The sequence below is a fragment of the Nostoc sp. 2RC genome, assembly GCF_014222165.1.
Taxonomy (GTDB): Bacteria; Cyanobacteriota; Cyanobacteriia; order Cyanobacteriales; family Nostocaceae; genus Nostoc; species Nostoc linckia.
The window spans coordinates 1-7,120 of record NZ_JACKZU010000404.1 but is presented as its reverse complement, the minus strand read 5'-3'; the positions used below and the strand labels follow the sequence as shown (position 1 = coordinate 7,120).

Below are 7,120 nucleotides of genomic sequence, written 5' to 3'. Positions count from 1 at the left end.
ATTTATTAGTATGTATCCAAAAAATTCTTTTGTAATTTCTTCAAAAGGTTTAGATTTTTTAACTAATAGTCTTTGTGATGGAAGACTTGAAATTTTTGAGTTAGAAAATTTTGATCGAGAGAGGGCAGAAAAATTTATTGGAAAGTATCTAGAAAAGGCTAGAGGTCAAGAGCCATCAAAAGATGATATTAATAATATTTTAAATCGTTATTCTGCGGTAGGTACAAAAGATTACAATCCTTTACTCCTATCTTGTCTATGTTCCTATTGTCCTGATGAAAACAAAAGCGAACCTGAGAAAAACTCGAAAAATAGTACTGAATTGATGCAAGAATCAATATACAATTTTGTTACAGAATGGGATGAAGTACGCAGTCCAGATAATAGCGATCCCTATTTTTTACTCCTACCCGAACAGCGAATTAAACTTTTAGGTTTTCTAGCGATTCGCTTTATGCAAGGAGTTAATCATAATGGTAATCAAGCTAATGTTCCTGCAAGTAAAGATACTGTTTTAGATTGGATTATTGAATTTATAAATCAAGTTGATATCAATAAGACTCTAGAGGAAAGATATTTAAAGCTTGACATTAATTATTCAATAGAAAGTATAAGCTCTCAAAAGAAAATAGCTAATTATTTACTGAATAGTATAGAATTTCAAGATGGATTGATTGTTGAACGATATAAGGGAGAAGGAGAAATATGGTTTATTCACGGGGGTATTCAAAAGTATCTTGCAGCAGAGTATTTGAGCTATCTTGGGTTGACTGAGTTAGACAAGTTTTTGTCTCTTAAAGGAGATTGGGTAGAAGTTGTTCAGCAAGCACTTCGGCTTATGGCCTCACAGGAACGGTTCAACAAACAACATAAAAATTAGAGATATCGAAATAGTAACTTAAGTCTAATCTCCCCAATAGGTAGTAATCGCTGGAGCGAAAACCGAAGTGTCTTTTGTCGATGCTGGTTGACAAATATACTTGGCTCGATTTTCTATAGCCAGTATTCTGTCGGTATCCCTAACGTAGAGTGGCACTATCATTTCCCTTTGTTCCAACAGTTCGGACAACCCAATATGAATCTCCCGCCCCTGATGAAATAATGCACGCGCTGCTTTTTCTACCATTCGTGCTAGTTCAGCACCATTACAGTTAATGGTTTTGTTGAGGATAATCCGCCATTCTTTCTCGGTAAGAGGGTCGCCACCATTGCGGTATCTTAGCAGTTCAGGATTCAATGAGATTAACTTTCTGGTGTAACTTTCACTAAAATATCTGTCTTTATCATGGAATTGTCGCTCAGAAATCACATCATATTGTTATATTGACAAATTATTCAGAGAATGTATATCAACACAATTAAACGCAATTAACACCAAGTTTGCACAACTCGACCTTGCAATTCTTGTCCTAACCAAGGTGTATTTTGTGAAAGTGTATGCAGGTTTTTCCTTTCAACTTTCCAAGTTTGCTGGGGGTCAAATAAAATCAATTCTGCTGGTTGATGAGGGGTAATTGCATTGATTTTCTGGGTCAAACACTTGGCTGGATTACTACTCAATGCCCGCCATAATTCTAATGCTGTAAATTCCCCAGTTTCCACAAGATATTGCCACAGTAAAGGCAATGCTAACTCAAAACCGATCGCTCCAGCTGGTGCTTCCGCAAAAGCCTGGACTTTCTCTTCGTAGCTATAGGGTGCATGGTCAATGGCGATCGCATCTATCACCCCTCCTCTCACTCCGGCCCGCAACGCCGCTACATCACTGACGTTACCTAAAGGTGGGTCTAAATGTAGGCTAGAATTATAACTATTAATTGCTTTTGTGTCAAGTAAAAGATGCATCCATGTGGTGCTGGCGGTGATGGGGAAACCAGCGGCTTTGGCACAAGCGATTAATTCCACACTGCGGGCTGTGGAGACGCGCATGATATGTATTGGCGTACCGATCGCTGCAACTAATTCTATCAAAGCAGCGATCGCACTTGTTTCGGCGCTGGCGGGTACTGGCGGTAAACCTAAGCGCAAGGCTTGGACACCTTCTCTGATTACACCATTTGCAGCTAATTGGCGATCGCAAGGCCAAAATGCAACAGGTTTCCCCAACGGCTGTAAATACTCTAACACCCGTTGCACCAGCGCTAAATTTTCCCACGGCTTACCATCAGTAAAACCAACAACCCCAGCCGATGCTAAATCCGCCAATTCCGTCATTTGCTTCCCAGCAACATCCAAGGTGATAGCGCCCCAGATATAAAGCAGAGGGACAGAATAAGACGCGGGGAATGAGAGACGCAAGGACGCAAAGAAATCGTTGATAGTATTCCCGTGTCCTCGCGTCTCCTTGTCCCCGCGTCCCCGCGTCCCCGTGTCTCCTTGTCCCCCTCTCTTATTCTGCAACTGGCTTACAAGGGCAGGATTATCAATAACTGGGGATGTATCGGGTAATATACTAACTCTAGTAAAGCCGCCAGCAGCAGCAGCTTGTAAAAAAGACACAAGAGTTTCCCGTTCTTCAAACCCTGGTTCGCCGGAGTGGCTGTATAAATCCACTAACCCAGAACCAAGAACTAACCCTTGACAATCTCTAATTTGTGTATCAGTACTGATGTCAGAAATATGCGAAGCTACTGCTTGGATATAACCATCAGCAATTAGTACATCAAATATTTCATCAGTTTCGGAAACCGGGTCAATTACCCGTACTTGTTGTAGTAGTTCAATCATAAAAGTTTTTAATTATGAGTTAGCAGTCAGGAGTTGGGAGTTGGGAGTTAGGAGTTGGAAGTGAGGAGTTGGGAGTTAGGAGTTGGAAGTGAGGAGTTATATCATGTCCGCTTGATTACTTATTAAACCCGAAAAACCCCACCCCTTAATCCCCTCCCCGAACTTCGGGGAGAGGAGACAAAGCGTAGCTTTGGCTCTTTGGGGTGCAATGGCTGTGGGAATCATAACTAATTTATGCGGACATGATATTAGGAGTTAGGAGTATTTGTTTTTTGCTCATCACTTCTAACTTGATTCCTTGATTTCTTACTCCTAACTTTATTCCTCAGTCCCAATTTATTACTAATTCTTAACTCCTGACTCTGCACTTGATTACTAATTCTTAACTCCTGACTCCTAATTCCTAACTCCTAACTCCTAACTCCTAACTCCTAACTCCTAACTCCTAACTCTCCTACAACGCCCCGGCTGCTGTTTTATCTAATACGCCTCCACCTAAATGAGTGGTGATGTTCATTGCTTGTAGTGCTGGTAAACCATCTAATCCAGAAGGATAGTCAATAACACTAACAGCGCCATTGCCTTGACGAAAATTCCAGAAATTTTCTAAGGGTAAACCAAGAATGTGACAAAGTAAAGTTTTATTTGTCGCATCATGAGCTACTACTAAAATTGTTTTGAATTGATTAGTTAAGGCTGTCTCTACAATTGATTGCCAAGCTGCGACGCTACGTTCCCATACTTGTTGCAAATTTTCCCCTTCAGGCATTTGGACTTCGGCTGGGACTAACCGCCAACGCTGCAATTCTCCAGGAAATTCTTGCTCTATTTCTGTTTCTAATTTTCCTTCCCAAAGTCCGTGGCTAATTTCTCTTAAACCACTTTGTAAGTCTAACTTCACGCTTGGGTGATGTTTTAAGATAATCTCTGCTGTTTCTTTTGGACGTAGCATTGGGCTACTTACAGCATAAGCGATCGCTACTTTTTGCAGAAATTCACCTGCTTTTTGCGATTGTTGTCTACCGTTATCGTTAAGGGGGACATCAATTTGTCCTTGAAATCTGGTTTGGCGATTCCAGTCTGTTTCCCCGTGACGCACTAGCAGCAATCTTACTCCTTGATGTTCTGGTCGGAGGGAGGGTAGAGTTTCTCCGGTGTGTTGCGTCTGGTTCAAAGATTCTAGCTGCACTGGTTCCCCCAGTCCCCCAGCAAAGTTTAGGACACTAATACCACAGTTGGATTGCTGTACTGAATGGTAACGACTAGGGGAAATTCCCAATGCTGTGCTAATCAAGGCGCGATTAATACCGTTATGTCCCACAATCAGAATAGTTTCGCCTTGATGCTGGGATAATATTTCTTGCCAGAACTGCCGTGCTTGTTCGTATAAAGCCAGAACCGGAAAATGTTCTCTTGTTCCTTGTGCGTCATTGAGTAGCATCCGCAGTTCGTGGGGTCGTTCGTGCCAAGTGCGGTAGTCTTCAGCCAACTTTTGCTTGACTTCGGCTGTCAGCATTCCTTCCCATAAAGGCAAATCGATTTCTAGCAGCCAATCAGAAACTTGCACCACCGCAGACTCTCCAGCACTGGAAGTTAATTCACTGTGAATAATGTCTGCTGTATGTTTTGCTCGTTGCAAGGGACTGCTGTAAATCGCATTAAACGAAAGATTACTGAGGGCTTTGCCTAGTTTACTGGCATCGTTACGGCCTTTTTCGGTTAATGTTGACGCATCAGTGCGCCCTTGGATACGCCGCTCGGTGTTATAGCTGCTTTGACCATGACGTACTATGATGACACGAGTCATCGCAAAAAGCCCTCCTGTATCTAGACGACTAATTTTACTGCAAAATGATTGCAAAATTATCCACTAGGGAAAGCGGATTTATTGAAATTAGTCATTGGTCATTGGTCATTGGTCATTAGGGAACTCCAAAAAATAAATTATTCTGGTTGGAGTCGTTGACTGCTAAATGCTGACTGTCAACCGTTGACGGTCAACAGTTAACAATCTTGTGTGGAATATTTTTTTACTTCTAAGTCCCTAAACTCCTATCAATGTTCGATTTAAATCAATTCCTTGACACAGGGGAATCAATTTGTTTATATAAAATATAACGACCGTTCGATATAAATAAATTGAACCATGCCTAAGATTGTCGATCGCGACCAGTATCGTAAAGAACTGCTCGCTAAGTGCTTTGATTTATTTGCTGAAAAAGGTTATGGTTCGATTACAATGCGCCAAATTGCTGAAGGAGTAGGGGTTTCCACGGGGACGTTGTACCACTATTTTCCTAGTAAACAAAGTTTATTTGAGCAACTAGCCCAAGAAATATGCGAGCAAGATGTCAGTGCAGCTTTAGCTGAATTGGAAGGAGCGCAAACGCTACAAGAGGCAATGGAAGCACTAGGAAGATATCTGGCAAACAATGAAGATTATTTTGTGAAGTGGACTTATATTTCAATAGATTTTTGCCAGCATCAAGATACTAATAGTATACACGAAAATAGTATTTTTAAGCATACTAATAAGCAGTACCAGCAGGCTGTTTGTGATTTTTTTGGCGTTCAAGATCCAGTTTTAGCTTCCTTTGTATTGAGTTTTGTCAATGGTTTAATTCTGGAAAAATTATGGGGGAATAAAACGATTGATTTTATTGAACAATGTACATTGTTAGGAAAGATGTTAACGGCATATTTGCCACAATCATAACAACTAATCATTTAAAATAAATTGATGGATAATTCACCGGATTTAGGGAACTAAAAAAATAAATTACTCTGGTTAAAGCTTTAACAGCCAACAATAAAATATTTTTTGCTTTGTAAGCACCTTAACCATGAAATAAATCACAAACGCATCTGGCAAATCTCAAAACATAAACAATTTTTGCTGCAATTTTAGATTAAACATAAAAACTAAAATTGTCTGACAAAGACAAATTTTTATGAGAATAAAAGAAATGGTTAAAAACGTATCATTCAAAGGCAGGAATAAAGGGTTAATTGCATTAGTAATTACGGCTACTGCAATTACAGGTGGAATTGTGTTTTATGGAATTTCTCAATTTGGACAGCTAAATCAAACTGCCTTATCTGAGCCGGTAGAAACTACACCAGAGATTCAAAAAGTGACTGCCTTAGGACGACTAGAACCAGAAGCCGAGGTAATTAGCTTGTTTGCGCCCTTGGCTTTGGATGGCGATCGCATTGCCCAAATTTTAGTCAAAGAAGGCGATGGCGTTGGATCTGGACAAGTGGTAGCGATTTTAGACGCCCGCGATCGCTTGCAAGCAGCCGTCCTCCAAGCCCAAAAACAAGTCAAAGTAGCCCAAGCAAAACTTGCTCAAGTCCAAGCAGGAGCCAAAGTAGGAGAAATCAAAGCCCAACAGGCAAGTGTTGAGCGCCTGCAAGCCCAGTCCGAGGGAGATATCACAGCCCAACAAGAAGCCATCGCCCGCATCGAAGCACAATGGCAAGGAGATAAAATTGCCCAAGAAGCAACCATTAAGAAACTAGAAGCAGAACTGAAAAATGCTGAAGCTGAATATCAACGGTATCAGCAGTTATTTTCCCAAGGAGCAGTTTCTAATTCTTTGTATGACAGCAAAGGCTTAACAGTAGAAACAGCCAAACAGCAGCTAGACGAAGCCAAAGCAGTTCTCAACCGAATTAATACCACCGCAACCAAACAACTGTCCGAGGCCAAAGTAGCACTCGCCCGCACCAACGCCACCGGTAACAAACAAGTCAGCGAAGCCAAAGCCACACTCACAAGTATTGCAGAAGTTCGAGACGTAGATGTTGCTGCTGCTAAAACAGAAGTGGAAAATGCGATCGCCACACTCAAACGTGCCGAAACCGAGTTAGCCGGAGCTTACATCAAAGCACCAATAGCCGGACAAATCATTAAAATTCACACGCGAGTCGGAGAAAAAATTAGCAGTTCTGGCATTGCAGAGTTAGCGCCAAACGACCAAATGATGGCAGTAGCAGAAGTTTATCAAAGTGACATCGCTAAAGTGAAATTAGGACAACAAGCAGTGATTACCGGTCAAGCATTTGTGGGAGAACTGCGAGGAACCGTTGCCCAAATTGGCCGCCAAGTTATTAGACAAAACGTTTTTAGCAACCAGCCTGGTGAAAATCTCGATCGCCGAGTCATTGAAGTGAAAATTCGCCTCAATCCCAAAGACAGCAGAAAAGTTGCAGGTTTCACAAATTTACAGGTACAGACAGCAATTGAAATGTAAAAGGGCATGGGGCATAGGGCATAGGGCATAGGGCATGGGGAGCAGGGGAAAAGGTTAATGGTTCCACAAGCTCACCAACCGGTTAAAGGGAAAAGGAAATAAATTTAATCTTTCCCCTTTCCCCTTTACCCCTTTCC

6 protein-coding genes are annotated in these 7,120 nt (G+C 41.5%); 3 read left to right on the top strand and 3 right to left on the bottom strand.

The window, feature by feature from the left end:
- On the top strand, positions 1-880 hold an 880-nt coding region (locus GNE10_RS29855; RefSeq protein ID WP_185569369.1), incomplete at its 5' end, for an NACHT domain-containing NTPase.
- Positions 881-904: 24 nt separating this feature from the next.
- Here the strand turns inward: GNE10_RS29855 and GNE10_RS29850 are convergent.
- The 3 genes from GNE10_RS29850 to GNE10_RS29840 form a co-directional block, all read right to left on the bottom strand.
- On the bottom strand, positions 905-1,309 hold the full coding sequence (locus GNE10_RS29850; RefSeq protein WP_260447085.1) for a hypothetical protein: 405 nt from the start codon (positions 1,307-1,309) through the stop codon (positions 905-907).
- A gap of 59 nt (positions 1,310-1,368) precedes the next feature.
- Positions 1,369-2,727 carry a dihydroorotase gene (locus GNE10_RS29845; RefSeq protein WP_185569367.1) on the bottom strand — a complete coding sequence of 453 codons (1,359 nt, stop codon included), beginning with the start codon at positions 2,725-2,727 and terminating at the stop codon, positions 1,369-1,371.
- A 454-nt stretch (positions 2,728-3,181) separates the two neighbouring features.
- Positions 3,182-4,534, bottom strand: a complete 1,353-nt coding sequence (locus GNE10_RS29840) for a histidine phosphatase family protein (protein ID WP_185569365.1) — start codon at positions 4,532-4,534, stop codon at positions 3,182-3,184.
- 339 nt (positions 4,535-4,873) lie between these two features.
- Here GNE10_RS29840 and GNE10_RS29835 point away from each other — a divergent pair, with 339 nt between their 5' ends.
- Both GNE10_RS29835 and GNE10_RS29830 read left to right on the top strand, forming a co-directional pair.
- Entirely contained in the window at positions 4,874-5,443 is a 570-nt protein-coding gene (locus GNE10_RS29835) for a TetR/AcrR family transcriptional regulator (RefSeq protein ID WP_185569363.1), read from the top strand.
- Between the two features lie 250 nt (positions 5,444-5,693).
- Entirely contained in the window at positions 5,694-6,983 is a 1,290-nt protein-coding gene (locus tag GNE10_RS29830) for an ABC exporter membrane fusion protein (RefSeq protein ID WP_185569361.1), read from the top strand.
- Positions 6,984-7,120 lie beyond the last annotated feature (137 nt).

What these genes read in the sequence shown, in the direction of transcription:
- GNE10_RS29835 (WP_185569363.1), top strand. Translation starts at nt 4,874, where the DNA reads ATGCCTAAGATTGTCGATCGCGACCAGTATCGTAAAGAACTGCTCGCT.
- GNE10_RS29845 (WP_185569367.1), bottom strand. Translation starts at nt 2,727, where the DNA reads ATGATTGAACTACTACAACAAGTACGGGTAATTGACCCGGTTTCCGAA.
- GNE10_RS29830 (WP_185569361.1), top strand. Translation starts at nt 5,694, where the DNA reads ATGGTTAAAAACGTATCATTCAAAGGCAGGAATAAAGGGTTAATTGCA.
- GNE10_RS29840 (WP_185569365.1), bottom strand. Translation starts at nt 4,534, where the DNA reads ATGACTCGTGTCATCATAGTACGTCATGGTCAAAGCAGCTATAACACC.